This window comes from Mangrovibacter phragmitis, from assembly GCF_001655675.1.
GTDB lineage: Bacteria > Pseudomonadota > Gammaproteobacteria > Enterobacterales > Enterobacteriaceae > Mangrovibacter > Mangrovibacter phragmitis.
Genome location: NZ_LYRP01000001.1, coordinates 300,353 through 325,303 on the forward strand (window position 1 = coordinate 300,353; position 24,951 = coordinate 325,303).

24 protein-coding genes, 1 pseudogene and 1 other annotated feature are annotated in these 24,951 nt (G+C 48.4%); of the genes and pseudogenes, 13 read left to right on the top strand and 12 right to left on the bottom strand.

The features are described 5' to 3' along the window. Positions 1–240: 240 nt before the first annotated feature. Both topA and A9B99_RS23700 read right to left on the bottom strand, forming a co-directional pair. Positions 241–2,838 (bottom strand): type I DNA topoisomerase, encoded by a 2,598-nt coding sequence (gene topA / locus A9B99_RS01295; RefSeq protein ID WP_064593902.1) that lies wholly within the window; start codon positions 2,836–2,838, stop codon positions 241–243. Then, the gene (locus A9B99_RS23700; protein ID WP_156518966.1) at positions 2,813–3,022 is read right to left on the bottom strand and encodes a hypothetical protein; all 210 of its coding nucleotides are present in this window, start codon (positions 3,020–3,022) and stop codon (positions 2,813–2,815) included. Before A9B99_RS23700 ends, topA begins: the two co-directional genes overlap by 26 nt. A gap of 214 nt (positions 3,023–3,236) precedes the next feature. On the opposite strand from A9B99_RS23700, the gene A9B99_RS01300 reads away from it, so the two are divergent. Further along, positions 3,237–3,488: a YciN family protein gene (locus A9B99_RS01300; RefSeq protein ID WP_064593904.1), complete on the top strand. Its 252-nt coding sequence runs from the start codon at positions 3,237–3,239 to the stop codon at positions 3,486–3,488. 35 nt (positions 3,489–3,523) lie between these two features. Here A9B99_RS01300 and sohB read toward each other — a convergent pair whose 3' ends face one another. Beyond that, entirely contained in the window at positions 3,524–4,573 is a 1,050-nt protein-coding gene (sohB, locus tag A9B99_RS01305; RefSeq protein ID WP_064595442.1) for a protease SohB, read from the bottom strand. A gap of 232 nt (positions 4,574–4,805) precedes the next feature. Between sohB and A9B99_RS01310 the strand changes: the two genes are divergently transcribed. Beyond that, the gene (locus A9B99_RS01310; protein WP_064593906.1) at positions 4,806–5,567 is read left to right on the top strand and encodes a YciK family oxidoreductase; all 762 of its coding nucleotides are present in this window, start codon (positions 4,806–4,808) and stop codon (positions 5,565–5,567) included. Then, positions 5,564–6,154: a cob(I)yrinic acid a,c-diamide adenosyltransferase gene (cobO, locus tag A9B99_RS01315; protein ID WP_064593909.1), complete on the top strand. Its 591-nt coding sequence runs from the start codon at positions 5,564–5,566 to the stop codon at positions 6,152–6,154. Before A9B99_RS01310 ends, cobO begins: the two co-directional genes overlap by 4 nt. A 394-nt stretch (positions 6,155–6,548) precedes the next feature. Here cobO and rluB read toward each other — a convergent pair whose 3' ends face one another. From rluB to rnm, 3 genes are all read right to left on the bottom strand, one after another. Further along, the gene (gene rluB / locus A9B99_RS01320) at positions 6,549–7,412 is read right to left on the bottom strand and encodes a 23S rRNA pseudouridine(2605) synthase RluB (protein ID WP_064593911.1); all 864 of its coding nucleotides are present in this window, start codon (positions 7,410–7,412) and stop codon (positions 6,549–6,551) included. 237 nt (positions 7,413–7,649) lie between these two features. Further along, complete coding sequence (locus A9B99_RS01325; protein ID WP_064593913.1) at positions 7,650–8,270, bottom strand: L-threonylcarbamoyladenylate synthase; 621 nt, start codon at positions 8,268–8,270, stop codon at positions 7,650–7,652. Then, the gene (gene rnm / locus A9B99_RS01330; protein ID WP_064593915.1) at positions 8,267–9,145 is read right to left on the bottom strand and encodes an RNase RNM; all 879 of its coding nucleotides are present in this window, start codon (positions 9,143–9,145) and stop codon (positions 8,267–8,269) included. Before rnm ends, A9B99_RS01325 begins: the two co-directional genes overlap by 4 nt. A gap of 159 nt (positions 9,146–9,304) precedes the next feature. After that, positions 9,305–9,400 (top strand) — a sequence feature (Trp leader region). Between the two features lie 23 nt (positions 9,401–9,423). On the opposite strand from rnm, the gene A9B99_RS01340 reads away from it, so the two are divergent. The 5 genes and pseudogenes from A9B99_RS01340 to trpA all read left to right on the top strand — a co-directional run bounded on the left by A9B99_RS01340 (position 9,424) and on the right by trpA (position 16,000). Continuing rightward, a complete protein-coding gene (locus tag A9B99_RS01340) occupies positions 9,424–10,986 on the top strand; it encodes an anthranilate synthase component 1 (RefSeq protein WP_064593920.1) in 1,563 nt (520 codons plus the stop codon). After that, a pseudogene (trpD, locus tag A9B99_RS24100) lies at positions 10,986–12,577 on the top strand (bifunctional anthranilate synthase glutamate amidotransferase component TrpG/anthranilate phosphoribosyltransferase TrpD). Before A9B99_RS01340 ends, trpD begins: the two are co-directional and overlap by 1 nt. A gap of 3 nt (positions 12,578–12,580) precedes the next feature. Then, a complete protein-coding gene (trpCF, locus tag A9B99_RS01355; RefSeq protein WP_064593926.1) occupies positions 12,581–13,939 on the top strand; it encodes a bifunctional indole-3-glycerol-phosphate synthase TrpC/phosphoribosylanthranilate isomerase TrpF in 1,359 nt (452 codons plus the stop codon). Positions 13,940–14,000: 61 nt separating this feature from the next. Further along, positions 14,001–15,194, top strand: coding sequence for a tryptophan synthase subunit beta (gene trpB, locus A9B99_RS01360; RefSeq protein ID WP_064593928.1), 1,194 nt, complete (start codon positions 14,001–14,003; stop codon positions 15,192–15,194). Continuing rightward, on the top strand, positions 15,194–16,000 hold the full coding sequence (trpA, locus tag A9B99_RS01365; protein WP_064593930.1) for a tryptophan synthase subunit alpha: 807 nt from the start codon (positions 15,194–15,196) through the stop codon (positions 15,998–16,000). Before trpB ends, trpA begins: the two co-directional genes overlap by 1 nt. Before the next feature lie 198 nt (positions 16,001–16,198). Here trpA and ompW read toward each other — a convergent pair whose 3' ends face one another. Beyond that, positions 16,199–16,831, bottom strand: coding sequence for an outer membrane protein OmpW (gene ompW / locus A9B99_RS01370; protein WP_064593932.1), 633 nt, complete (start codon positions 16,829–16,831; stop codon positions 16,199–16,201). A 372-nt stretch (positions 16,832–17,203) separates the two neighbouring features. Here ompW and A9B99_RS01375 point away from each other — a divergent pair, with 372 nt between their 5' ends. Both A9B99_RS01375 and A9B99_RS01380 read left to right on the top strand, forming a co-directional pair. Then, positions 17,204–17,947: a YciC family protein gene (locus tag A9B99_RS01375; RefSeq protein WP_064593933.1), complete on the top strand. Its 744-nt coding sequence runs from the start codon at positions 17,204–17,206 to the stop codon at positions 17,945–17,947. Positions 17,948–17,999: 52 nt separating this feature from the next. After that, positions 18,000–18,536: a septation protein A gene (locus A9B99_RS01380; protein ID WP_064593934.1), complete on the top strand. Its 537-nt coding sequence runs from the start codon at positions 18,000–18,002 to the stop codon at positions 18,534–18,536. Positions 18,537–18,802: 266 nt separating this feature from the next. Here A9B99_RS01380 and A9B99_RS01385 read toward each other — a convergent pair whose 3' ends face one another. Beyond that, the gene (locus A9B99_RS01385; RefSeq protein ID WP_036105367.1) at positions 18,803–18,991 is read right to left on the bottom strand and encodes a YdiH family protein; all 189 of its coding nucleotides are present in this window, start codon (positions 18,989–18,991) and stop codon (positions 18,803–18,805) included. A gap of 262 nt (positions 18,992–19,253) precedes the next feature. Between A9B99_RS01385 and A9B99_RS01390 the strand changes: the two genes are divergently transcribed. Continuing rightward, positions 19,254–19,634, top strand: a complete 381-nt coding sequence (locus tag A9B99_RS01390; protein WP_064593936.1) for a hypothetical protein — start codon at positions 19,254–19,256, stop codon at positions 19,632–19,634. A 143-nt stretch (positions 19,635–19,777) separates the two neighbouring features. Then, a complete protein-coding gene (gene yciA, locus A9B99_RS01395) occupies positions 19,778–20,170 on the top strand; it encodes an acyl-CoA thioester hydrolase YciA (protein ID WP_036105361.1) in 393 nt (130 codons plus the stop codon). A 19-nt stretch (positions 20,171–20,189) separates the two neighbouring features. Here the strand turns inward: yciA and A9B99_RS01400 are convergent, their stop codons facing one another. Further along, positions 20,190–20,915 carry an energy transducer TonB gene (locus tag A9B99_RS01400; protein ID WP_064593938.1) on the bottom strand — a complete coding sequence of 242 codons (726 nt, stop codon included), beginning with the start codon at positions 20,913–20,915 and terminating at the stop codon, positions 20,190–20,192. Continuing rightward, positions 20,905–21,060 carry a hypothetical protein gene (locus tag A9B99_RS23710; protein ID WP_156518967.1) on the bottom strand — a complete coding sequence of 52 codons (156 nt, stop codon included), beginning with the start codon at positions 21,058–21,060 and terminating at the stop codon, positions 20,905–20,907. The genes A9B99_RS01400 and A9B99_RS23710 overlap by 11 nt, the downstream gene beginning before the upstream one ends. 68 nt (positions 21,061–21,128) lie before the next feature. Between A9B99_RS23710 and A9B99_RS01405 the strand changes: the two genes are divergently transcribed. Next, entirely contained in the window at positions 21,129–21,425 is a 297-nt protein-coding gene (locus A9B99_RS01405) for a YciI family protein (RefSeq protein ID WP_064593940.1), read from the top strand. Positions 21,426–21,511: 86 nt separating this feature from the next. Here A9B99_RS01405 and A9B99_RS01410 read toward each other — a convergent pair whose 3' ends face one another. Both A9B99_RS01410 and A9B99_RS01415 read right to left on the bottom strand, forming a co-directional pair. Then, on the bottom strand, positions 21,512–23,089 hold the full coding sequence (locus tag A9B99_RS01410) for a methyl-accepting chemotaxis protein (protein ID WP_064593942.1): 1,578 nt from the start codon (positions 23,087–23,089) through the stop codon (positions 21,512–21,514). 260 nt (positions 23,090–23,349) lie between these two features. After that, a complete protein-coding gene (locus A9B99_RS01415) occupies positions 23,350–24,945 on the bottom strand; it encodes an EAL domain-containing protein (RefSeq protein ID WP_064593944.1) in 1,596 nt (531 codons plus the stop codon). Positions 24,946–24,951 lie beyond the last annotated feature (6 nt).

The following is a 24,951-nucleotide window of genomic DNA, read 5'->3' on the forward strand; positions in this document are numbered from 1 at the left end:
TATCACTTCACTTCCCACGTATATGAGTTAGCAACCCACTCTCAACAGCTTATGGTCGCCGGGCTTAGCCAACTATATCACTTATACCCTGATTGTATAGATTTCAATGATTAATTACTTTCTGGTTATATCAGTGAGAAAGAAAACAATTCAGGCGGGTTGCTACTGAGCAGGAGTATTCACATGCATTATCCATGAAAAAACCGGGACAAGCCCGGTTTTGTGTTCATGCAAACAACATTATTTTTTAGCTTCCGCCCATTTTCCGTCAACATAAAACGCAGACCAGCCAGTCGCTTTTCCGTCTTTTTCAGAAGCGACATACTGCTGTTTCGTTTTACGACTGAAGCGAACAATGGTTGGATTCCCTTCAGCATCCTGTTGCGGTGCATCGGCAAGGTAGCGCAGTTTTTCCGGCAAACGGTCACGGAAACGATACAACTCAGCAACCTGAGGCGCTCGTGTCTCACGAGATTTAGGAAACGTATTCGCCGCAAGGAAAACCCCTGCTGCGCCGTCACGCAATACAAAGTATGCGTCGGATTTTTCACAAGGCAATTCCGGCAATGGTACCGGGTCTTCTTTTGGCGGAGCCACTTCGCCGTTGCGCAGAATCTTACGTGTATTCTTACATTCATCGTTGGTGCAGGCCATGTATTTACCAAAACGCCCCATTCTCAGATGCATTTCAGAGCCACATTTTTCACACTCAACAATCGGCCCATCATAACCCTTAATCCGGAACTCACCCTCTTCGATTTCGTAGCCATCGCAGCCCGGATTATTACCGCAGACATGCAGTTTCCGTTTAGGATCGATAAGGTAGCTGTCCATCGCTGTGCCACATTTTGGGCAACGGCGTTTGGCACGCAACGCATTGGTTTCGGCATCATCGCCTTCCAGTACGTTCAGCACTTCATTTTCCGGGACCAGGTTAATGGTTGTTTTACAACGCTCTTTCGGCGGCAGTGCATAACCGGAGCAACCGAGAAACACACCCGTGCTGGCGGTACGAATACCCATCTTACGACCACATGTTGGACAGTCGATACTGGTCAGAACCATCTGGTTCGGTAGCATCCCGCCATCGTCGGGATCTTTCTCAGCCTGTTCCAGTTGACGGGCAAAGTCGTCAAAAAAACTGTCCAGAACGCTGCGCCACTCTTTCTCATGGCTGGCAACCGCATCAAGCGAATCTTCCATTTGAGCAGTGAAATCATAGTTCATCAGCTCACGGAAGTTTTCTTCAAGACGATCTGTGACAATCTCACCCATTTTTTCCGCATAGAAACGGCGGTTCTCAACACGTACATAGCCACGATCCTGAATCGTAGAAATGATAGAGGCATAAGTAGACGGGCGGCCAATACCACGCTTTTCCAGCTCTTTTACCAGTGAGGCTTCACTGAAACGTGCCGGTGGTTTGGTGAAATGCTGCTCTGGCAGCAATTCAACAAGGCTAAGTTCTTCACCGGTTTCCACCGCAGGCAACGTCCGGTCTTCATCACCTTTGCGCAGTGCTGGCATAACTTTAGTCCAGCCATCAAAACGCAAAATACGCCCACGCGCTTTAAGACGGAAGTCACCCGCACTCACGGTTAACGTTGTTGAATCATATTTCGCCGGTGTCATCTGACAGGCCACAAACTGTCGCCAGATAAGCTGGTACAGACGTTGGGCATCCGATTCCATATCCTTAAGCGATTCAGAAACCACGTTTACATCGGAAGGTCGAATTGCTTCATGCGCTTCCTGAGAATTCTCTTTGCTCGCATACTGATTAGGACTTCCAGGGAGATACTGAGAACCGAAGTTATCACCAATATAGCCACGCACCATGTTAACGGCATCCTGGCTGAGATTGGTAGAATCAGTACGCATATAGGTGATATGCCCGGCTTCGTAGAGGCGCTGGGCAAGCATCATCGTCTTCTTCACACCAAAGCCCAGACGAGTGCTGGCAGCCTGTTGCAACGTTGACGTGATATACGGCGCGCCCGGCTTACTGCTGGTCGGTTTATCTTCGCGTTCAGTGACAGTGTAACGTGCTTTTTCAAGCAAACTGACCGCAGCCATAGTTTGCTCACGGTTGACCGGCCTGAATGGCTTATCACCCTGGTGAGACACCTGTACCGGTAAACTTTCACCCTGAGCTGTCGTCAGCGAAGCACCCACTTCCCAGTACTCTTCAGGGACAAACGCTTTGATTTCACGCTCGCGTTCAACGACAAGACGTACCGCCACCGACTGAACCCGCCCGGCGGAAAGGCCTCGGGCAATTTTTTTCCACAGCAGTGGTGAAACCATATAACCTACAACACGGTCCATAAAACGCCGTGCCTGTTGCGCGTTTACCCGGTCGATGTTCAGCTCACCCGGCTTTTCAAATGCCTGGCGAATAGCATTCTTGGTGATTTCATTGAAAACCACCCGGCTGTAACGTTTGTCATCACCACCAATTACTTCCCGCAGGTGCCAGGCAATGGCTTCCCCTTCGCGGTCAAGGTCGGTTGCAAGATAGATATGATCAGCTTTTTCGGCCAGCGATTTCAGTTCAGAAACCACCTTCTCTTTGCCAGGCAGTACTTCATATTGCGCAGCCCAGTTATGCCAGGGGTCAACACCCATTCGATTAACCAGCGCACTCCGCTCATCTTTCTTCACCTTTTTCTTTGCAGGTGTCGCGGACGCAGCGTCAGCACTCTTTTTTGTTGAACCACTGGTCGGCAAATCACGGATATGGCCTACGCTGGATTTAACCACGTAGTTACTGCCAAGATATTTGTTTATCGTTTTGGCTTTTGCCGGGGACTCAACGATAACGAGAGCTTTGCCCATATTCACCTTTACCTTTTTGATTCTTCCAGGAATACGTCGCACCCTGATGCACCATCCACTGGCGACGAGCCTGTTGTATATTGCGGCTGTCTTCAGGGAGATCAACCCATTTCTTAACAACTGGCCGGTTTTTACCCGGCCACAGGTTGCTCTGACGCGTTTTTATGCAAAACGGCTGGTGCAACAGCATCCTGGCTGAATGTCAAGCAATTCCATTGCCAGATATGCGAAAGCGTCACACTCTACCTGATAAAATTCGTTACGCAACTTTAATTAGCATGCAAAATTAAATATTGCCAGTCACAACAAAAACTAACCAGATACCTGCCATGTTAACGAAATTTGCGCACAAGCCCTGTGCGGGCGTAGAATACCTGCAGTTTGTAAGGAGAAAAGTCATGCAAGGCAATACCCAACCTATCGACCGTGAAACCCTCTTACTTGAAGCCAATAAGCTTATCCGTGAACATGATGATTTCATCGCAGGAATAGAGGCCACAAACGTGGTGCAAAAAGGAAGCGTTCTGGTATTTCAGGGGGAGTATTATCTTGATGAACAAGGTCTGCCCACGCCTAAAACAACGGCAGTGTTCAATATGTTCAAATACCTCGCACACGTACTTTCAGAAAAATACCACCTGCAAAATTAACAGGTGAGGCCCGCAGGCCTCACTCAGTGAGTGCATCACGGCAGCGGGCTGCCACCGCGTTGCCACCAACGTAATAGCAGGCGGTCCGCACTTTCAGCAGCGGCTCCGGTCAGGCGCTGAACCATTTTCTTACGTTCAACATAGTGTAAGTTGATGACTTCGTAGTCTTTCATACGTTCCAGCAAAGCATCATCACTGGTTCCGATTTCATCAACCAGGCCTTTTTCTAACGCCTGAATACCAAACCAGTGCTCCCCGGTCGCCACAGCATCAACGTCCAGCGAAGGTCGCATGGAGTGCACAAAATCTTTGAATAATTTATGTGTTTCGTTCAGGTCTTCACGGAATTTTTGGCGCCCTTCTTCGGTATTTTCCCCCAGAACGGTCAGCGTGCGCTTGTACTGACCCGCTGTATGTAATTCCACATCAATATCATTGCGTTTGAGTAAACGGTTGATGTTCGGTATTTGTGCCACAACACCAATTGAGCCAATGATAGAAAACGGCGCAGCAATAATTCTGTCTGCCACACAGGCCATCATGTAACCACCGCTTGCCGCTACTTTATCTACCGCCACAGTCAGTGGAATTTTATGGGCACGCAGGCGTTGCAGTTGTGAAGCAGCCAGGCCATAACCATGCACCACACCGCCCGGGCTTTCCAGGCGCAACAACACCTCGTCTTTCGGTTTGGCAACCGACAGTACGGCGGTGATTTCCTCACGTAACGATGAAACTTCCTGTGCATCCATACTGCCTTTAAAATCCATAACCCACAGAACAGGCTTACCTGACGCGTCGAATTCACCTTGTTTCGCGCGCGCTTTTGCGGCTTTTGCCTCTTGTTTATGTTTCTTCTTCTGGGCTTTGTGCCACTGTTTTTGCTGATGCGAATCCATCATGGCCGCCGCCACTTCTTCTTTCATGTCATCGTATTGCTCCGACAACCGCGTCATGCGCAACTCACCGCGTTGCTGCCTTTTCCGCTGTGACAGATTAACGATAACAGTCACTACAACCACTATCGCGAGAACAATGGTCACAACTCTGGCCAAGAACAACCCATAGTTAGAGAGTAAATCCACTTCATCCGCCTTGATAATCAGTAATAAAGACAAGCAGGGCAACAGAAAACAGCCGCCTCTGCCTGTGCAACTATAAACGCAACCAGTGGAATATCCGAAATAATTTGCATGCCCCCGGTTACCCTTAAATAACTAAACTCTCTTTATGGCTGATTGAATTCGCCCGTTGTTTCAGGCATAAAGCCCGTTAGGTTTTTGAATACCTGAACCAACAAGTGGCACAGGAGTGTTTATGCATCATCAACCACAGCGCGATTTGTTACTTGGTCGAACCATTCTGGTGACTGGCGCAACTGATGGTATTGGCCGTGAAGCGGCACTCACTTACACCCGGTTCAGCGCAAAAGTTGTGTTGACCGGGCGCGACAGTGAAAAGCTACGCCAGACAGAAGCCGCTATCATCGCGGAAGGCGGCCAGGTCAGTGGCAGTTTTTTATTTGACCTCACCAGTGCCACCCCTGAACGTTGTCTGGAATTTGCCCGTCAGATAGAGCAGGTAACACCGTTACTCGATGGTGTTCTCCATAATGCTGGTGTGCTGGGCGATGTTGCACCAATGGTTGAACAAACAGCACAAACCTGGCAGCACGTCATGGATATAAATGTGAATGCCACCTTTTTCCTGACCCAGGCACTCCTCCCCTTATTACTCCGGTCAGATGCCGGCTCACTGGTTTTCACCAGTTCAAGTGTCGGGAGGCAGGGTCGGGCAAACTGGGGCGCTTACGCCGTATCAAAATTCGCCACAGAAGGCATGATGCAGGTGCTGGCCGATGAATATAAACACACCAGCCTGCGGGTGAACTGTATTAATCCAGGCGGTACACGCACCAAAATGCGGGCCAGTGCGTTCCCCCAGGAAGATCCAAATAAATTGAAAACCCCAGCAGACCTGATGCCTTTGTATCTTTGGCTGATGGGGGATGACAGCCGCCGTAAAACAGGCATGAGTTTTGATGCACAACCAAATCGCAAACCGGGGATTGCAGAATGAGTGATTCACGTTACCAGGAACGCCAACAACGCGTTAAAGAAAAAGTGGATGCCCGTGTTGCAGCCGCACAGTCAGTTCGGGGTATTGTTATGGTTTTCACTGGCAATGGTAAAGGGAAAACAACTGCCGCATTCGGTACAGCAACACGGGCTGTCGGGCATGGCAAAAAAGTGGGCGTTATTCAGTTTATTAAGGGACAGTGGCCGAACGGTGAGCGCAATCTCCTGGAGCCACACGGTGTAGAATTTCAGGTAATGGCAACAGGGTTTACCTGGGAAACACAGAATAAGGAAACGGATACACAAGCCTGCCTGGAAGTCTGGGTGCATGCTGAACGAATGCTGGCAGATGCGGCACTGGACCTCGTCGTACTGGATGAACTGACCTATATGGTGGCTTACGACTATTTACCTCTTGAGCGCGTGATGCAGGCTTTACAACAACGCCCTGAGCACCAAAGTGTTATCATTACAGGCCGGGGTTGCCACCGGGATATTCTGGAATATGCTGACACGGTTAGTGAGTTACGCCCGGTGAAACATGCATTTGATGCCGGGATTAAGGCACAACTGGGGATTGATTACTAAGCCCGGAGTTACACCTTTATACCTGGTGATCACAGGCAGTGCCATATGCACTACCTGTGGTTTGTGGTATCTGCACGACCAGGCCAACACGGGCTTCAACTGTATGCGGAGACAGCCTTTTCTCTGCCCTGCCATCTCTGTGCATGTCTGGTATCTTCCTAATTCACGGAAGTTTTTACACCACATGCCTGTTAGCTCCGCAACGACTATAAATACCTGAACAAAGTTATTCGGTAATTAACACCCAAACTCAAGATGCAATAACAAAGATAATTCCGTACAAAGTGCCCGGCGGTTTATTAACAACATAAATGCAAATATTTAGTTTGATATAACTGTGCAACAAAAAACGCGCCCCTGTAACCCAGCGGCGCGCCTTGAGAACAACCAGCGATTAACGGGAGGTATTGTTACGGCGACCGCCAGTCTGGCTGTGGCGCTTAACAGCGCGACGAATCTGGTTAGCTTTAGTGCGCCGGCGGTCTTTTTCCACCGCCACCCTGGTTTCCGTTTCAGCGGGTAATTCCACTAGCTGGCGCAAATAGTTAGTTTGCTTCAGATCCAGTTCAACCCAGCCCCCACGCGGCAACTGTTTCGGCAATGGAATATCGCCGTAACGCACACGAATCAGGCGGCTGACCTGCACCCCCACGGCTTCCCACAAGCGGCGCACTTCACGGTTACGCCCTTCAGTCAGCGTTACATTGTACCACTGGTTCATGCCTTCACCGCCGGTGAAACGCAGGGTTTTAAAGGCTGCCGGGCCATCTTCCAGTTGAACACCGCGTTGTAAATCGCGTAACTTGCTGTCGTCTACCTGCCCAAATACCCTGACAGCATATTCACGCTCAACTTCACGGCTGGGGTGCATCAAACGGTTTGCCAGTTCACCATCTGTTGTGAACAACAACAAACCACAAGTATTCACATCCAGACGCCCTACCGCAATCCAGCGCGCACCACGTAACTTTGGCAACCGGTCAAAAACAGTAGGACGGCCTTCAGGGTCACTGCGAGTACACAGTTCGCCTTCCGGTTTGTAATACGCCAGAACCCGGCAAATTTGTTGTGCGGATTCACGCAAAGAAACAAGATGCCCGTCGATGCGGACTTTCAATGCCAGGCTTACTTCAACACGGTCGCCCAGCGTGGCGATTTTACCGTCCACACTGACACGTCCTGCGGCAATCATGCCTTCAATTTCACGACGTGAGCCATGGCCCGCGTTCGCCAAAACTTTTTGTAACTTTTCGCTCATGGAGCTTCCTCGGGTGTCGCCTTCCCAGGCGTCTTTGATACCTGCAAACGCCTTACGCTATTTAATTGAGCTTAACGTAAGGCTGTTAAATTTGTCTGGAATATGTTTTGGCAATAAAAAAGCCACACATTCACCATTGTGGCCGCACATAGTACACGAAATTGTTGCCAAAAGCTTATGCCATAATACCCATGTTGTATAAGCGGTTATGTCTGTGCATATCAGGTTAAGCCGGGTTTATTGAAACGGGCGAACATCTCCGACCCCTTCCCGGATAACAACCGGAGTATCATCAGTGAGATCAATCACAGTGGTCGGATGCTGGCCGAGATAACCGCCATGAATAATCAAATCTACCTGTTTTTCCAGTCTGTCTTTAATTTCATCGGGGTCTGACTCAGTAAATTCACTGCCAGGCAGCATCAGCGAGGTAGACAGCATAGGTTCATTCAGTGCACCCAGTAACTCAATAGCAATAGGGTTGGATGGCACCCTCAGGCCAATGGTTTTGCGTTTTTCTTGCAACAAACGCCGGGGTACATCTTTGGTGCCTTTAAGAATGAATGTGTAGTTGCCCGGAGTATTGTTTTTTATCAACCGAAAAGCCACGTTATCGACAAACGCGTATGTAGATAATTCCGACAGGTCCCGGCACATCAGGGTGAAGTTATGCCCTGAAGGTAACTGACGAATCCGGCAAATTCGTTCCATGGCATTTTTATCTTCCAACTGGCAACCCAAAGCATAACCAGAGTCTGTGGGATAAACGATAACACCGCCCTTTCTGATAATCTCGACGGCCTGATTGATTAACCGCAATTGCGGGTTTTCCGGATGGATATAGAAAAACTGACTCATACCTCATTTACTCCTTCATTGGCACCACTCCAGCCTGCCCAAACCGGCGTTACACCTGCGGGCAGCCACAGTTTCCGCCCTAACTCTATCCATGCACAAGGTTGATGAAAGTCGGAGCCTTGTGAGGCGAGTAAATCAAACTGGATAGCCAGTTCGGCCAGTTGCTTGCGTTCCTGTGGAGCCTGTTGGCATTGTGCCACTTCCATCCCGTCGCCACCTGCAGCGTGAAATTGCGCCAGTAAACGCTTCAACCACTTCATAGATAGCCGGTAGCGGCCTGGATGGGCTAATACCGCCTGCCCGCCAGAATGGTGAATCACATCAATAGCTTGTTCTATTGTACACCACTGTGGTGGGACATACCCGGTTTTCCCGCGTGCAAGATACTTTTTAAACACATCATTATGAGTACGGGCGACCCCACTTTCGACGAGAAAACGTGCAAAGTGGCCACGGGTCACTGCGCCGTCTCCAGCCAGGCGTCGGGCGCCAGCCAAAGCACCAGGAATATGATTTTTCTCAAGACGCCCGGCAATCATTTCTGCCCGCTGGTTGCGCCGTTCACTTTGTTGAGCAAGAAATGCCATTAACTCTGGTGACTGGATATCAATACCCAGCCCCACAATATGGATCTCGTGGTTTTCCCACACCGTTGATATCTCTACACCAGCAATAAGCTGTAGATCCAAACCGGCATTGGCAATCGCCTGGCGTGCAACCGGGATCCCATTAATCGTGTCATGATCGGTTATTGCCAGCGTTCCTACGCGCATTTCGCTTGCCCGTAATACCAGCTCAGCCGGTGTTAATAATCCATCTGAAGCCGTGGTATGGCTGTGGAGATCATAAATATTGGCGTAGTTTGATTCTTGCAAGTGTGCTCCCTGTCCCCAGTCGTGCTTGTATGTCGGGCATCATACCGATTTCCTGACAATAATAAAAAATGATGCTTGACTTTCTCCTGATGAACCAGTTAACTAGTACGCAAGTTCACTGATGAGGTATCTGCGATGACACAGCTCATTTCCAACAACAGCAAATGGTGGCGCACTTCCTGATAACGGGCGGTGTAATACAGTTTGCTTCTGGCAAAACAGATACCACAGCCCGCACTAAGCGGGTTTTTTTTTGAACAAAATAATGAGAACGCACCATGCAAACAACCAAACCAGCTTTAACACTTCTCGCTCAGGAAGGACCATATCGTGATAACCCGACCGCACTGTTTCACCAAATCTGCGGCGCCCGGCCTTCTTCTCTGTTACTTGAATCGGCAGATATTGCCAGCAAGAACGATTTAAAAAGCCTGCTGCTTGTCGACAGTGCCTTGCGCATCACTGCCTTCGAAAACGTGGTGACCATTAAAGCGTTATCAGCCAATGGCTGTGCATTATTACCCTTACTGGATAAAGCGTTACCAGCGGAAGTAGAGTCGGTAGCGCACCCTGACGGGCGTGAATTGCGTTTTCCTGAAGTCACCGCTGTGATGGATGAAGATGCCCGTCTGAAAGCATTATCTGTATTTGATGCGTTGCGCCTGATGCTGACACTGGTAAGTGTCCCACAAGATGAGCGCGAAGCCATGTTCTTTGGTGGTTTGTTTGCTTATGACCTGGTTGCCGGATTCGAAAATCTTCCGCATCTGCGCCAGGACCAACGCTGCCCCGACTACTGTTTTTACCTGGCGGAAACACTTCTGGTTATCGATCACCAAAAGAAATCAACGCGTATTCAGGCGAGCCTGTTTACTGACTCTGCGGCTGAACACCAACGGCTCACTCAACGCATCAGCCAGTTACAAAAACAGATGCAGGAAGCGCCACCTGCCGTACCGGTACAAAAAATCGAGTCCATGGAATTGAGTTGTAACCAGAGTGACGAAGCCTATGGTGCGGTAGTGAGCCAAATGCAGCAGGCGATTCGGGCTGGGGAAATCTTCCAGGTTGTTCCCTCGCGCCGCTTCACACTGCCTTGCCCTTCTTCACTGGCGGCATATCAGACACTGAAGAAAAGTAACCCCAGCCCTTATATGTTCTTTATGCAGGATGAGGATTTCACACTGTTTGGTGCCTCACCTGAAAGCTCCCTCAAATACGACGCGACTGACCGTCAGATTGAAATCTACCCCATTGCTGGTACCCGCCCCAGAGGGCGCAAAGCCGATGGCTCGCTGGATAATGATCTGGACAGCCGTATTGAGCTGGAAATGCGCACTGATCATAAAGAGCTGTCCGAGCACCTGATGCTGGTTGACCTTGCCCGTAACGATCTGGCCCGGATTTGTACTCCAGGGTCTCGCTATGTGGCTGACCTGACAAAAGTTGACCGCTATTCCTTTGTTATGCATCTGGTTTCCCGAGTCGTTGGCGAGTTGCGAGAAGATTTAGATGTGCTGCATGCCTATCGCGCCTGTATGAATATGGGGACACTGAGTGGCGCCCCAAAAGTACGCGCGATGCAATTAATTGCCGATGCCGAAGGCACCCGCCGAGGCAGCTATGGTGGTGCAGTTGGGTATTTCACCGCACACGGCGATCTTGATACCTGTATTGTGATTCGTTCCGCCTGGGTCGAAGACGGAATTGCTACCGTGCAGGCTGGTGCTGGTGTGGTGCTTGATTCCATTCCGCAATCTGAAGCCGATGAAACTCGTAATAAGGCACGCGCGGTGTTGCGCGCCATTGCTGCCGCACACCAGGCGAAGGAGATGTTCTGATGGCCGATATCTTACTACTTGATAACGTTGATTCATTTACCTACAACCTGGTTGACCAGTTGCGTGCCAACGGCCATCACGTTGTGATTTACCGTAACCAGGTACCCGCTGACACGATTATCGCCCGGCTGGCTGAACTCACTAATCCGATATTAATGCTTTCACCAGGACCTGGCGCACCATCTGAAGCAGGCTGTATGCCAGAGCTGTTGCAACGGATGCGTGGTGAATTACCTATTATTGGTATCTGCCTTGGGCACCAGGCCATTGTCGAAGCTTATGGCGGCTATGTAGGCCAGGCGGGAGAAATTCTCCACGGTAAAGCCTCATCCATAGAACATGATGGTATGGCCATGTTTCATGACCTGCCAAATCCATTGCCGGTTGCCCGTTATCACTCACTGGTCGGTAGCAAAATACCCGCTACATTGACTGTCAGCGCCAGCTATGCAGGGATGGTCATGGCGGTGCGCCACGATACAGACCGTGTGTGCGGTTTCCAGTTTCATCCTGAATCTATTCTGACAACACAGGGCGCACGTCTGCTGGAACAGACGCTGGCCTGGGCGCTCAGCAAATAAAGGAGCCTGACATGCAAACGATTCTTGAAAAACTTTTCCAGGCTCAGGTACTCAGCCAACAGGAAAGTCAGCAGTTATTCAGTGCGATTGTGCGCGGCGAACTGGAGCAAAGCCAACTGGCCGCCGCCCTGATAAGTATGAAAGTTCGTGGTGAGCACCCTGATGAAATCGCGGGTGCAGCCAATGCACTGCTGGATAATGCACAGCCATTTCCTCGCCCTGATTACCCCTTCGCAGATATCGTTGGGACAGGTGGTGATGGCAGTAACAGCATCAACATATCCACGGCCAGTGCATTTGTCGCTGCAGCTTGTGGGCTGAAGGTTGCTAAACATGGCAACCGGAGCGTATCGAGCCGTTCAGGTTCTTCTGATTTGCTGGCGGCTTTTGGTATTAAACTGGACATGACGGCTGAGGCATCACGCCAGTCACTGGATGAATTGGGCGTCTGTTTCCTGTTCGCGCCGCTTTACCACACAGGATTTCGCCATGCCATGCCAGTACGCCAGCAACTGAAAACACGCACACTGTTCAACGTGTTGGGGCCACTGATCAACCCGGCGCACCCACCACTGGCGCTGATTGGCGTGTACAGCCCTGAACTGGTTCTGCCTATTGCGGAAACTCTCAAAGTGCTGGGTTATCAACGTGCGGCAGTGGTACACAGCGGCGGAATGGATGAAGTGTCATTACATGCCGCAGTCCAGGTGGCTGAGCTGAAAGACGGTAAAGTAAGCAGTTATACACTACAGGCAAGTGACTTTGGGTTAACCCCTTATGCCAAAGAAGAACTGTCCGGTGGCACACCAGAAGAAAACCGTGACATTCTGGCGCGTCTGTTACAAGGTAAAGGTACGGCTGCTCAAGAAGCGGCTGTTGCTGCCAATGTCGCACTTTTGATGCGGCTGTTTGGCGAAGAAGACCTCCGTGTTAACGCCAGTAAAGCACTGGCTGTATTGCGCAGTGGCGAGGCTTATCAGCGCGTTACTGCACTGGCTGCAAGAGGGTAAGAGATGGAAACCGTATTAGCAAAAATCGTCGCAGATAAGGCGATTTGGGTAGAACAACGCAAACAACAACAACCACTGACTTCATTCCAGAATGATATACAACCGAGTACGCGTGATTTTTACCATGCCCTTGCTGGCGCGAAAACTGCATTTATTCTGGAGTGTAAAAAGGCATCTCCATCAAAAGGACTGATTCGCGAAGATTTTGACCCTGTGGCTATCGCGGGCGTCTATAAGCATTATGCTTCAGCTATTTCAGTTCTGACTGATGAAAAATATTTCCAGGGTAACTTCGATTTTTTACCCCAGGTCAGCAGTGCCGTTACACAGCCAGTTCTGTGTAAAGATTTTATCATCGACCCATATCAGATTTATCTGGCTCGTTTTTATCAGGCTGATGCCTGCCTGTTAATGCTGTCTGTCCTCAATGACGAACAGTATCGTAGCCTGGCCGCAGTCGCGCACAGCTTAAATATGGGCGTTCTGACCGAAGTGAGTAATGAAGAGGAACTGGCGCGCGCCATTCATCTTGAGGCTCGGGTGGTGGGCATTAATAATCGCGACTTGCGTGACCTGTCCATTGACCTGAACCGTACAAGAACTCTCGCCCCACAACTGGGTAGTGGAGTGACAGTTATCAGCGAATCCGGCATTCATACCTATGCCCACATTCGCGAACTGAGCCATTATGCCAACGGTTTCCTGATTGGCTCCGCGCTGATGGGTGAAACAGACCTGAACACTGCTGTACGCCGGGTGTTACTGGGCGAAAATAAAGTATGTGGACTGACTCGTCCAGAGGATGCATCGGCGGCATACCGCGCGGGCGCTGTCTATGGCGGGTTGATTTTTGTATCAGGTTCGCCGCGTGCTGTCACCGCTGAACAGGCACGACTTGTCATGTCTGGCGCCCCTCTACGCTATGTCGGGGTGTTTCGCGACGAACCTGTAGATAAGCTCAGTACGCTGGCTGCACAACTGAAACTTTCTGCTGTTCAGCTTCATGGTAACGAAAACCAGCAATATATTGATGCATTGCATCAGGCCTTACCTGCTGACATTGCTATCTGGAAAGCATTGAGCGTTGGTGATTCGCTCCCGAAACGCCAGTTTGACCACATCACACGCTATGTTTTCGATAATGGTCAGGGTGGAACGGGGCACTCTTTTGACTGGTCACTGTTACAAGGCCAGGACCTGAGTAACGTGATGCTGGCCGGTGGGCTAAGTGCAGACAACTGCGTTGAAGCAGCCAAAGCAGGTTGTGTCGGTCTTGATTTTAACTCAGGGGTTGAATCTCAACCGGGCGTTAAAGATCACGAGAAGATTGCCGCTGCATTTCGCACCTTACGCGCCTACTAACGCCAGTGTTGCCCGAATGCATTCACCGGGAAGAGCCCGGTAGTTAAGGAATACAACAAACATGACAACTTTATTAAACCCGTATTTTGGTGAATTCGGCGGAATGTACGTTCCGCAAATACTGATGCCAGCATTACGCCAGCTTGAAGAAGCGTTTGTCAGTGCGCAAAGTGACCCTGAGTTCCAGGCGCAGTTTACTGATTTGCTGAAAAATTATGCCGGGCGCCCCACTGCCCTTACCCGCTGTCGTAATCTGACTGCGGGAACCAAAACCACTCTGTACCTTAAACGTGAAGATTTGCTGCATGGCGGCGCACATAAAACAAACCAGGTTCTGGGCCAGGCTCTGCTCGCCAAACGCATGGGCAAAACCGAAATCATTGCTGAGACAGGTGCCGGGCAACACGGTGTGGCATCCGCGCTCGCCAGTGCACTGCTTGGTCTGAAATGCCGAATCTATATGGGTGCAAAGGACGTTGAGCGCCAGGCTCCGAATGTTTTTCGTATGCGTTTAATGGGTGCTGAAGTTATCCCTGTCCATTCCGGGTCATCAACCCTCAAAGATGCCTGTAACGAAGCACTGCGTGACTGGTCTGGTAGTTATGAAACCGCGCACTATATGCTGGGTACTGCCGCGGGCCCTCATCCTTATCCAACTATTGTCCGCGAATACCAGCGCATGATTGGCGAAGAAACCCGGGCGCAAATTCTTGAAAAAGAAGGTCGCCTGCCAGATGCCGTTATCGCCTGTGTAGGTGGTGGTTCCAACGCCATTGGTATGTTTGCAGATTTTATTGACGAAACCAGTGTCAGCCTGATTGGTGTTGAGCCTGCCGGCCATGGTATCGAAACAGGTGAACATGGTGCGCCACTCAAACACGGGCGAGTGGGCATCTATTTCGGTATGAAATCACCGATGATGCAAACGGATGAAGGGCAAATTGAAGAGTCATACTCTATTTCTGCCGGGCTGGACTTCCCGTCAGTTGGGCCGCAGCATGCATTTCTTAACAGCACTGGCCGCGCAGATTATGTCTCTATTACTGACGATGAAGCGCTGGACGCGTTTAAAGAGCTGAGCCGTCATGAAGGCATTATCCCGGCACTGGAATCGTCACATGCACTGGCATGGGCGCTCAAAATGGTCAAGCAAAACCCGGATAAAGAACAATTACTGGTTGTTAACTTGTCAGGCCGCGGGGATAAAGACATTTTCACGGTTCACGATATTCTGAAATCCCGGGGGGAAATTTGATGGAACGCTATGATACGCTTTTTTCAACATTGAAATCCCGCAACGAAGGCGCATTTGTTCCCTTTGTTACCCTGGGAGACCCGGGTGTTGAGCAGTCACTCAAGATTATCGACACACTGGTTGAAGCGGGTGCTGATGCACTTGAGTTAGGTATTCCTTTTTCTGATCCTCTGGCCGATGGCCCCACGATTCAGGGTGCGGCTTTGCGCGCATTTGCGGCCAACGTCACCCCTGCGCAGTGTTTTGAAATGCTGGCAATGATTCGCCAGAAGCACCCGGATATTCCAATTGGGCTACTGATGTATGCTAACCTGATCTACAGCCCTGGTATTGATAATTTCTACGCTCGATGCAAAGAAGTGGGAGTTGATTCGGTTCTGGTTGCTGATGTTCCTGTTGAAGAGTCCGCGCCATTTCGTCAGGCGGCATTGCGCCACAATATCGCGCCTATTTTTATCTGTCCCCCCAATGCTGATGATGACCTGCTACGCCAGATAGCCTCCTACGGGCGTGGTTATACCTATCTTTTGTCCCGCGCAGGTGTTACAGGAGCGGAACAACGTGCCAGCCTGCCTGTACATCATTTGGTGGAAAAACTGGCTGAATACCATGCCGTACCACCTCTGCAAGGCTTTGGTATTTCCGAACCGTCTCAGGTGACAGATGCCATCAAGGCAGGTGCTGCTGGCGCTATTTCCGGGTCTGCTGTGGTGAAGATAATTGAAAAACACCTGGATAAACCTGTGGAAATGCTCAAGGCGCTGAGTGAGTTTGTTACAGTGATGAAAGCCGCAACGCGCAGTTAATCCATTCACTACGCCCATTCGAGTGCGTTCAGCATGATGTAAAAAGGTTCAAGAGAATAAAACACCAGCCTGGAAGGTATCAGGCTGGTGTTTTTGTTTGGTACCTTGATAAAAACAGCATGCCGTGAACACTTGCTGCATACTATTTTTGTAATGTGGAGGGAACGCCCTTCCACAAAGTCAGCCAGCGGTGTGCTGTCAGAAACGGTAGCCCGCAGAGAACATAAATACCCACGGGTCAATACGTGTTTTAATGCTTTCTTGCTGGTCACCTGCTTTAAATTTCACAGTGGTGTCAATATCCATATACCAAACAGACATATTCACCAACCAGTTTTTGTTAATCAGGTAATCCACCCCTGCCTGCCCTGCAAGGCCCCAGGAATCTTTCAGGCTCAGGTCAGATAACCCGTCATCCTTACCTGTTTGGTTAAATTTATTATTGAAGAACGTGGTGTAGTTCACCCCGGCACCAAGATAAGGGCGCAGCTTGCTTTGCCTGTCACCGAAGTACCATTGAGCCATCAATGTAGGTGGCAGTTGGTGTACGGTTGCTATAGTGCCTGTCGGCGCAAGACCAACTTTGTGGCGAAAAGGCGTCGCGGCAAGCAATTCAATCCCCACGTTGTCAGTCGCCATATAGGTAAATGTCATACCCAGTTGCGTGTTGTTACTGACATTAAAGCCACCCAACCCGAGTACGTTATCTGACCCTGAGGTTGGACGAACAGTGGCGCTACCAGCTCGGACGAAGAATTCGCCCGCTTCATGTGCGCTCACCATTCCGGAAAAACAACTCAATGCCAGTAGTGCCACTGTTAACTTTTTCATACCCATATCCTTTGTAAGTTTTTATCAGCGGCCTGACTATACCTTCACATTTTCCTTTTTTGATCCAACATTGGTCACACTTTGTCAGATATTTCGACATTCATTGATCCATGTTAATTTGCATCTATTTCGTTAAAAACAATGAATTTGTTTTGGATCAATTTTCATATGATTCAGGCAAACTACTGTGTAACCCGCTTGTTACCAGCGGGTTTATACAGTAATTATGAAGTCAGGACAGGATAAACAGACGCCAACTTACCCACAAAATGTTCCGACAACATTCCTTTACAGGGGATGTGACTGACATCCCACCTTGAGCGGTGTACAATCGCCAGCATTTTCATCCTGACACCAACTCAAGGAGAGTGCATGACAATCACGGCAGGTTCTGTTTACCGTGACACAGGTAATTTTTTCCGTAATCAGTTTGTCTCCATCCTTCTGATTGCCCTGCTTTGCGCATTTGTTGCTGTAGCATTAGGGCATGCGTTTTACCCTAATGAAGACCAGATGGCGGCAATGTTACAGGGTGATAATCTTAAGGGTAGCCAGGGGTTTTTCGAGCTGATTCAGAATATGACACCTGAGCAGCAACAAACGCTGTTAAAAGCATCTGCAGCAACGACGTTTTCAGGTCTGATTGCTAATGCCATTCTTGCCGCCAGTTTGCTGACTCTGGTGAAACTGGTTTCAGCCGGGCAGCGCGTCAGTGCCTTGCATGCAATTGGCCTTTCTGCTCCTTTAATGCCACGGATGCTCGTGTTGATTTTTATCACCACATTCGCTGTGCAGATTGGGATTATGGCGATTATTGTTCCGGGTGTTATTCTCGCGATTGTTCTGTCTATGGCTCCGGTACACCTGGTTGAGGATAAAACAGGTATCTTTGCGGCATTACGTTCCAGTAGCCGTCTGTGCTGGGCAAATATGCGCCTGGTTGCCCCCGCGATTATTGGCTGGCTGGTTGCCAAAACAGCACTGTTGCTGTTTTCCAGCACGTTTGCAGCCTTGACGCCAACCGGTGGTGCTATTACCGTCAATACTATCAGTAATCTGCTGTCGGCATTGTTGCTTATTTACCTGTACCGCCTGTACATGCTGATCCGTCAGTAAGTCTTCAACCGGCCTGCCATGTGGCAGGTCATTTTCGATTACGGAAGCCTTTATGAAGCAGTTCCTTGATTTTCTTCCCCTGATTGTCTTTTTTGCTTTTTATAAGCTGTATGACATTTATGTCGCATCAGGTGCATTGATTGCCGCAACAGCACTCGCTCTGGTTTACAGTTGGTATAAGTTTCGCAAGCTTGAGAAAATGACACTGGTCACCTTCATCCTGGTTGCCGTGTTTGGTGGGTTAACTATCGCTTTTCACAACGTTGAGTTTATCAAGTGGAAAGTAACCGTTATTTATGTACTGTTTGCCGGGGCGCTTCTGGTCAGCCAGTGGGTAATGAACAGACCACTGATCCAGAGCATGTTAGGTAAAGAGCTGACGTTGCCTCAGGTGGTTTGGAAACGGCTTAATTATGCCTGGGCGTTGTTTTTCATCCTGTGCGGGTTGGCGAATATTTATATCGCCTTTTGGTTACCTGAAAATGTCTGGGTTAACTTTAAAGTATTTGGTCTGACCGCACTGACTCTGGTATTCACATTATTAAGTGGCCTGTATATTTACCGCCATATGCCACACGAAGAGAATTAGTACCGCTGGCGCCAGCATGGCGCCATCAACAAATCAACAAATCAACAAATCAACTACAAGGCCAGGCCCCGCTGCGCTTTTGCTGGATGTAAAGACTTCAAATACAAAAAACCACCGCATTGCAGTGGTTTCAGTAGCAGGCAACATGGATGAATCACTAAACAGTGCGTTGTCTGTAGCAACTCTTCCCCCTTTGCCTTGTGTGATAAGCCCTTCTCGCTTAACTACAGCATGTATAACACTACAGCAAAGCGCGAACTGGAAAATTAGTGAATACCCAACCGGTGAGCAAATACAATTTCTTCCTGCAATTCGATGTAAGAAAGCTCCATCAGGTCAGCAAACTCAAGTTGCAGTTGTTTAAAACGTTTAAGAAATTGTGCAGGAGTTAAATTTTCTTTTTCCCGACGAAGATATTCAAAAGCCAGAACGGTGGGGCTTAGCTCGTTTTCCATATAAACCTCAGTAAATGTGACAACCGGTAAATAATATCACAAAGAGCACAAAAAACAACCAATCAGAATGGTGGAATATTCTGGATAACCGAGTCAAAAAAATGATAACAGCATGATTATTATATTATTTTAATAACATTAGCCAGACTACATTGTCAATTAACAGGTACACAGCTCACACAAATACATTTTGTTCCCACCAGCAGCTTATGGTTTTCTCCCCTGCGCCGATAATTATCCTGATAACCCAGGAAACATAACTATGAATGCGGATATTTTCAAAGACCAGTTACCCAATTCAGACAGAGCTGAGCAATATCAGTGGGTTGACGGCAACAAAGAAACTAATGCTCTGATTGCTATCGCCGCAGAATTTATCGCTGAAGAACTCACAGTAGCATGGTTTCGCATCCGTCTGGTATGCCATCGGGAGTGTGACAATGAAGGTAAAAACATGTTCTCTGCATCATTGACTTACATGGCCACAGAACAGGACGATTATCATACATGGTGCGGTCTCGATTGCCTTAATGCAATGCGTTGCATTACTGAAGTTCTGAAAGGGAAAAACTGGAATGAGGCAGTGTTGTTTATTACCCAGCATAAAGGTATCTCATTTTACTGGCGAAGCCCGGTAGCATAAGGTGACAAATCCAGAAGCAATCCTTCTGGGTTGTTTCCCGGTTTTCACGCTACAATGTCCTGCACACCCTGAACTGCCTCAGGGACATGTTTTTGGTGTTGCATCACAGATAACAATGAAAATGCGTGATCAAGGAATAACAAATGACCACACAAAGTGATGCCCCTCAGGGCGATTTAGTTTTACGCACCCTGGCAATGCCAGCAGATACGAATGCTAACGGCGATATTTTCGGCGGCTGGTTAATGTCACAAATGGATATGGGGGGCGCGATACTTGCCAAAGAAATTGGCCAGGGACGCGTGGTAACTGTGCGTGTGGAAGGGATGACATTCCTGCGTCCTGTCGCGGTGGGCGATGTTGTCTGTTGCTATGCTCGCTGTGTGAAACGTGGAACGACTTCTATCAGTATCAATGTTGAAGTGTGGGTGAAAAAAGTTTCATCAGAGCCGATTGGCCAACGCTACCGGGCCACAGAAGCACTGTTTATTTATGTCGCAGTAGATAACCAGGGGAAACCACGCCCATTACCTTGAGCGTGATACAACTGGCGCATCACTCCATAGATGCGCCGCCATTAATCCTGAAAATAATGTTCACTACCAGGTCTTTCCCTGGGCGACCACTTTCATAACGCCAGTGGCGCATGGCCTGACGCACATCACGCTCAAACATATTGGCAGGTTTGGCGGATAAAATTCGAATATTCTCCACACTCCCATCAGCAGCTACATCAAATTTAACCCGAACATTACCTTCAATGCGCAGTGCAAAAGCGCGTGACGGGTATTGAGGCTGGGTGCGTGATAAAGCTTTAGGGCCACGAGGCGCTGTGTTTGGCGGGGCCGTATTTGCCGTCGAGTTCTGTACAGAAGATGCGCGTGGAGCAACATTACCTGTAAAAGGGTTGTCCTGAGGAGGCGCTTTCTGCTCAACCGGTTTTTCGACCGTTTTAACCGGCTCTTTGCGGTGCTCTACCTTTTTAGCTGGTTTCGGTTTGGGTTTTGGCTTTGGCTTATGAATAACAACCGGGGCCTCTTTCGGCGCTTCAGGCACCGGCTCAACAACTGGCTCCGACTCTGGCTGGACAACTTGTGGGGCTGGGGCAGGTGCCGCTAAATCTGCCGGGTTTACCATGGTAACAGAAATGGGCTGTGCCGGTGAAGGCAGCTCAGTGACCTGATGCATTGAAGTATACAGAATACCTGCCAGTACAGCGCCATGTATCACTACCGAAAGCAATGCGGGCCATGGGAAACGGCGAGGAAAGTCAAGTGTCATCGAGCTCATCAGTTATCCGGTTAATAGCGCTAAAAGCCAATTTTAAATGCAAATAGCAATCATATTCAACAAGCAGGTACCAGACAGGCGTAATTTCCCCGGTGTTGAGCAAAATATCGGCTTTATAACCGAATATGTATGACATTTTCGTTGCACCTGCGGAATGATTCACTTACCGTAGTTTTACTTTCGTCTCTGATAAGGAGCCTTGCTGTGCTTTACGTGATTTATGCTGAGGATGTAGCCAACTCACTGGATAAACGGATGTCGGTGCGCCCTGCCCACCTGGCGCGTTTGCAGTTGTTGCGTGATGAAGGCCGTTTAGTTACCGCCGGACCTATGCCTGCTGTTGACAGTAATGACCCGGGTCAGGCTGGTTTCACTGGTTCCACAGTCATTGCGGAGTTTTCATCGCTGGAAGAAGCACAGGCCTGGGCAAATGACGACCCTTATGTTGCGGCAGGTGTTTATCAGAAAGTGGACGTTAAACCTTATAAGCAAGTATTTTAGGCAGGGCTGAAATGAAACGGGCCCACAAAGTATGGAGGCCCGTTTTGCGACTCGTTTTATTAGCGTACAACGTGTCGGCGCTGAGGCTAAGCCAGTGCGATTAATCGTGCAGAGGGTACCTGTTCACTGACCACAAAGACATCGACATCGGCCAGTAACTCACCAGCCTGCCCTCGCAGTGAATTAGCTGCAGCAGCCATTTGCTCTACCATTGCAGCATTCTGTTGCAGTACGCCTTCCATCTGGTTAACCGCGATATTTACCTGGCTTATGCCATGGCTTTGCTCTGTCGAAGAGTGTGAGACCTGGTTTATCAAATCTTTGGTTTCACTGACCGCGCTGGTCGCTTCTGTCATTTTATCAGCCACCTGCTGGGTATATTTCACACCGAGGGTCACTTTCTGCAAAGCTGCATCTATCAGCACTTTGATATCGCGCGCTGCACCGGAAGAACGTTGTGATAAAGTGCGAACTTCTCCAGCAACAACCGCAAAGCCCTTGCCATGCTCACCTGCCCGCGCAGCCTCTACTGCAGCATTTAAAGCCAGAATATTGGTCTGAAAGGCAATCCCTTCAATAATTGCCGTGATTTCGGATATTTTTGCCGAAGAAACAGCAATGTCATCGATAGTTTCTTTAAGCCCGCCTAATTCATTACTCGTGTTATGCACTAATTTATGTACCTGGTGCATCAGTTGGTCAGCATTACGCGTAGTTTCCACATTGCTTTGTACTGTCGCTGACAACTGATTCATACTGGCGGCGGTTTCTTCCAGAGAAGCGGCCTGTGCTTCAGTACGGGATGACAGATCATCATTACTGGCCGCAATTTCGTGCGCCGCGGTATCCACCAGGCGCGAGGAAGATTTTACCTGGCTTAATACCTGAGCCATTTTCTCGACCAGCGCATTGAAACTTAACGCCGCCAGGCCAATTTCATCACGCCGGCGGACAGTGACAGATTGGGTCAAATCCAGTTCATGACTGATAGTACTGATTTTGTCACTGAACGAACGTAAAGAAACGGCGATATAACGCAGTACGAAAAAGGACAATATTGTACTGACAGCAACAGATAACACGATAAAGACTGCCAGCATGATAATCGTTGTATTAAATTTTTCATGATTAGCAACACTGAATGCTTCGGCATGCTGGTAATTATATTGGATCTGCTGATTAAGCCCACGGGTTAATTCATCGGACATTTTCGCCATGTCACCACCGCTTTTCAACATCGACACAGCGGCAGCCTGGCCAACCGACTCATTGGCAGTGAATAAGTCATTAAGCACTTGCATATAACTCGCCATAATGGCGAGGTTTTTATCTGACATTTGCTTATCTTTATTATCTGAGACTCTCGCATTGCGATACTTTTTGAGTGTTGCAATACTCTGGTTCATTGCATCAAGTGCATCGTGTTTATGCTGGCTCATCAGTGCATCATCATGGCTTAGCAAGTACAAATAAATTTCACGACGCGCTTTTTCACGAAAATCAATGGTGATTTGCAGCTGTTTGATACGTGGGAGGCTATTCGTAGTAATGTAGTCAAAGCTGGTTATCGAACTTTTATATACAGACAACGACCAGACACCTACAACAATGACGGAAATAATAGAAATTGCAAATGCAATAAGAAGCTTGTGTACGATACGCATAGTTTTTCCTGATTGTCCATTTCCATAATTCCGATTTATCGGCACTGTGCCTTTGTTTGTTAGAGCATAAAATGATCAGTGACACAACAAAAAGGTATTCACGGGGAATATATTCAGTGAAATCCGTGGCATATCTGCGTGGTTTTTTTAGTTTCAAAAGTAAGCAGTATTATAAACATACTAAATTATATGTTTATCTTATGTATTACTTTCTTATTTTTAACAAAAAATAAACAGTAAATACGAGAATAAAAAACAAGTTACTCCCCTGCAGATTCCTGACACTCTTTGCGCGCATTATGGTAGATCTTGATAAATTCATTGACAGGCACTGCTCGGGAATAGTACCAGCCCTGACCAATGGCAGTTGCATAGGCTGACAGAACAATCTCTTTTTCTTCACGGGTTTCAATACCCTCGAAAACTATAGTTTTATTCAACGGGACAATAATGCTCAGCAATGCATCCAGCATCGTTTTTTTAAAGTCATCCCCCAATCCCCGGACAAAATATTTATCGAGCTTAATTTCATCAAAAGTAATTTCTGTAAGCCAGTGAATATTGGCCACACCTGTCCCAAAATCATCTAACGACACCAAATACCCCAGTTGCTGAAGCTCACGCGCAGACTCAGCAATAATTTTATAATTAACATCTGTTTTTTCTGTTATTTCCATTTTAATCTGTTGACGCAAACAGCCTGAATTGTCAGCCATAGCATTAAGATAGGGTAAGAACGTTGCGTCTGTAATATCGTGCTTGCCTACATTAATACTCAGGGTGAAATCAGGATGCTCCGCCATTAACCCGGACATATCCATCAGTGACTGCTCTATAACAAACCGGGTAATCTGGCGATAAATACCCAGGCGCTCAGCGAGTTTGATAAAAAATTCTGGGGAAACATTACCATAGACATCATCTTTCCAGCGCACCAACACTTCTGCGCCAACAACAGACTCATCAGACAGGCGATACTGCGGTTGGTACTCCAGGTGAAGAAGATGATAGAAAACTGCTTTTTTCAGGCGTGCATCGATAGAATTAATCCGTCCTGCCCACACCATTAATGCAAATCCGGCTAAATAACCAGCACCTGCCCCCAGAACGACAAGCACCAGCAATACACCTGAAGGTAAAGCAGTCAACGCGTTGTTTTGTGTTGTCGTTTCAACACACAAGTCAAATTGTTTACTACAGATACGTTGTTGTGAGCGCTGAGTAAATAGTGACAACCAGTTATGGCTATCAGACTGAGAAGGCGTAGAAAATGTATCAAATACATAAGCGCCATTGCGGGTAACCAAATGCCAGTCCAGCATTAAATCACTCATATACTGCATTTTAATATTTACTGGTGAGGTAAATATTACTGTATTGCCTTTAACAATCAGATTGTTGGTTTTCTTTACTGGCAGCATATCTGCAACATGGCGGTAAAAAGTACGCCCTTCTATATGCGAGTAATACCCTGTATCAGGCAATACTGTCGCATGCTTCAAAATACCCCATCCCGCTGTACAAATTATTTTTCCTTGCCATACCCGGCCAATATCCTGTACTAACTCATATTCCAGCGTTAAACGTCTCAACAAGTTAATATCATCGACTGTACATTCGGGATAAGGGCTGTTACTGGCAACCTGCTGTGCTGTATCTAACTCACTTGCCACGCGTTCTGCCTGTGACAAAATATGAGCTGATATCCCTGTCTGGTTTTCAAATCTCAACATTGTGCTGACCAGTTGTGTCAGGAGAACTGTAGCAATAATACTGATAATCGCCATCAGTACAGGAATAAGGCGTTTTCCGGTTAACAAGTGCGCCTTAAAATTTGGCGTATTCTGATTTACCACGCGCTA

Excerpts from the sequence above, each read along its gene's own strand:
- A9B99_RS01310 (WP_064593906.1), top strand. The coding sequence starts at position 4,806 with ATGCATCATCAACCACAGCGCGATTTGTTACTTGGTCGAACCATTCTG.
- A9B99_RS01340 (WP_064593920.1), top strand. The coding sequence starts at position 9,424 with ATGCAAACAACCAAACCAGCTTTAACACTTCTCGCTCAGGAAGGACCA.
- cobO (WP_064593909.1), top strand. The coding sequence starts at position 5,564 with ATGAGTGATTCACGTTACCAGGAACGCCAACAACGCGTTAAAGAAAAA.
- A9B99_RS01375 (WP_064593933.1), top strand. The coding sequence starts at position 17,204 with ATGACAATCACGGCAGGTTCTGTTTACCGTGACACAGGTAATTTTTTC.
- topA (WP_064593902.1), bottom strand. The coding sequence starts at position 2,838 with ATGGGCAAAGCTCTCGTTATCGTTGAGTCCCCGGCAAAAGCCAAAACG.
- A9B99_RS01410 (WP_064593942.1), bottom strand. The coding sequence starts at position 23,089 with ATGCGTATCGTACACAAGCTTCTTATTGCATTTGCAATTTCTATTATT.
- A9B99_RS01385 (WP_036105367.1), bottom strand. The coding sequence starts at position 18,991 with ATGGAAAACGAGCTAAGCCCCACCGTTCTGGCTTTTGAATATCTTCGT.
- A9B99_RS01390 (WP_064593936.1), top strand. The coding sequence starts at position 19,254 with ATGAATGCGGATATTTTCAAAGACCAGTTACCCAATTCAGACAGAGCT.
- trpCF (WP_064593926.1), top strand. The coding sequence starts at position 12,581 with ATGGAAACCGTATTAGCAAAAATCGTCGCAGATAAGGCGATTTGGGTA.
- rluB (WP_064593911.1), bottom strand. The coding sequence starts at position 7,412 with ATGAGCGAAAAGTTACAAAAAGTTTTGGCGAACGCGGGCCATGGCTCA.
- A9B99_RS23710 (WP_156518967.1), bottom strand. The coding sequence starts at position 21,060 with ATGTCATACATATTCGGTTATAAAGCCGATATTTTGCTCAACACCGGG.
- ompW (WP_064593932.1), bottom strand. The coding sequence starts at position 16,831 with ATGAAAAAGTTAACAGTGGCACTACTGGCATTGAGTTGTTTTTCCGGA.
- A9B99_RS01400 (WP_064593938.1), bottom strand. The coding sequence starts at position 20,915 with ATGACACTTGACTTTCCTCGCCGTTTCCCATGGCCCGCATTGCTTTCG.
- A9B99_RS01300 (WP_064593904.1), top strand. The coding sequence starts at position 3,237 with ATGCAAGGCAATACCCAACCTATCGACCGTGAAACCCTCTTACTTGAA.
- A9B99_RS01325 (WP_064593913.1), bottom strand. The coding sequence starts at position 8,270 with ATGAGTCAGTTTTTCTATATCCATCCGGAAAACCCGCAATTGCGGTTA.
- trpA (WP_064593930.1), top strand. The coding sequence starts at position 15,194 with ATGGAACGCTATGATACGCTTTTTTCAACATTGAAATCCCGCAACGAA.
- yciA (WP_036105361.1), top strand. The coding sequence starts at position 19,778 with ATGACCACACAAAGTGATGCCCCTCAGGGCGATTTAGTTTTACGCACC.
- A9B99_RS01380 (WP_064593934.1), top strand. The coding sequence starts at position 18,000 with ATGAAGCAGTTCCTTGATTTTCTTCCCCTGATTGTCTTTTTTGCTTTT.
- trpB (WP_064593928.1), top strand. The coding sequence starts at position 14,001 with ATGACAACTTTATTAAACCCGTATTTTGGTGAATTCGGCGGAATGTAC.